The 1,278-nt window shown below is 73.1% G+C and carries 1 protein-coding gene and 1 pseudogene; both read left to right on the top strand.

The genetic code is table 11. The features are described from left to right. Positions 1-353, top strand: a 353-nt coding sequence (locus tag NBW84_RS23275) for a tetratricopeptide repeat protein (RefSeq protein WP_250287412.1), incomplete at its 5' end; no start/stop codon positions are given. A gap of 600 nt (positions 354-953) precedes the next feature. Then, a pseudogene (locus NBW84_RS23270) lies at positions 954-1,278 on the top strand (hypothetical protein); the annotation flags it as partial.

Below are 1,278 nucleotides of genomic sequence, written 5' to 3'. Positions count from 1 at the left end.
ACACCCTGGCCTCGGCGCACAGTCTCGCCGACGCCCTGTCCGGGTTGGGGGATTATCCGGCTGCCCGTGCCCTGTGCGAGGACACGCTCGCCCGCCGGCGGCGGATCCTCGGTGACGACCACCCCGACACTCTGGCCTCGGCGCGCAGTCTCGCCGGCGTCCTGCGCGTCGTCGGGGAAGAGGAGAAGGCGCGGGATCTGTACCGAGAGGTCTGGCAACGCCGCCGGCGTGTCCTCGGCCCCACCCACCCCCGCACTCTCGACACCGGCCGGAAACTCGATCTCCTACTTGAGCAGCTCGGTCAGCCTCCCGAAGCCCAGGTCGATGTGCGGCGACCGGCCGGCCCTTGGTGAGCCGGCCGCCACGAGCGGCCGGAAGACGTGATCGGCGCCTGCGTCGCGGTCGGCCTGAGGAAGACCGGCGCGAGTTTGTCGCTGGGTACGCTCACCGGGCCGGAAAGCGTACGCGACGACAAAGTCGTGCGGATCATGCTTCCGGTGGCTGGCCGGTGGCTGGCCGGTGGCTGGCCGGTGGCTGGCCGGTGGCTGGCCGGTGGCTGGCCGGTGGCTGGCCGGTGGGTGATGGACGGCGGGCGGCGATATCGAGGTTGGAGTGCCAGGGTGAAACGCCCGTCCCGGCCGGCAGGTGTGGGCGTTTCACCCACCCCGGTCGGGGTGCGTGAACGGCGTGGGCCGGATTCCGGATTCCGACCCGCGGGTTGGGCGTCCGTGGGTGGGTTGTTTACTGGCGTTGGCGGGGAGATCGGGCGAGCCTCGGCGGTTCGGAGCGAGTTTGTAACTGTTCCTTGTCGAGGGGACTCGTATCCGTAACGGCTGGCGCATACCGTGGTCGCGGCGGCCCGGATCCGGCGGATTTGGGGTTATCGCGTCTCGTGGACGATTCCGGCCGGGGCCGGTGCGGCCCGCCACGGGAGGGGGAGGCGGTGGTGAGCGGTGACGACCGCGCGAAGGCGTGACGAAGACGGCCCCGGGCCGGATGCCGCCCGCCGGCCGGGCGGGTACGGGGAGCCGGACGGGCCCTGGAACGTCCACGAGGATGCCGACAACCGGGCCGACATCCAGGATGACCGGCCCGGGATCCTCGCCGCCGAGGACATGTTCCCCGCCGCGGATCTCGGTGACGCCAGGCCGGTTTCCCTGCTCGGCCTGCGCATGCCCGACCTGGAGGGCGAGCGCGACGCGACCGTCAGCCGCCGGGCCGGCCGCCCGCGGCCCGGCGGCGGCCGTGGGGACGGCGGCCCCCCGCGGCCTGGAGGGA

Source organism: Protofrankia sp. CiP1_Cm_nod2 (assembly GCF_920664355.1).
Classification (GTDB): domain Bacteria; phylum Actinomycetota; class Actinomycetes; order Frankiales; family Frankiaceae; genus Protofrankia.
The sequence above is the reverse complement of the archived record's forward strand: the minus strand, read 5'-3'. Positions and strand labels throughout refer to the sequence as shown.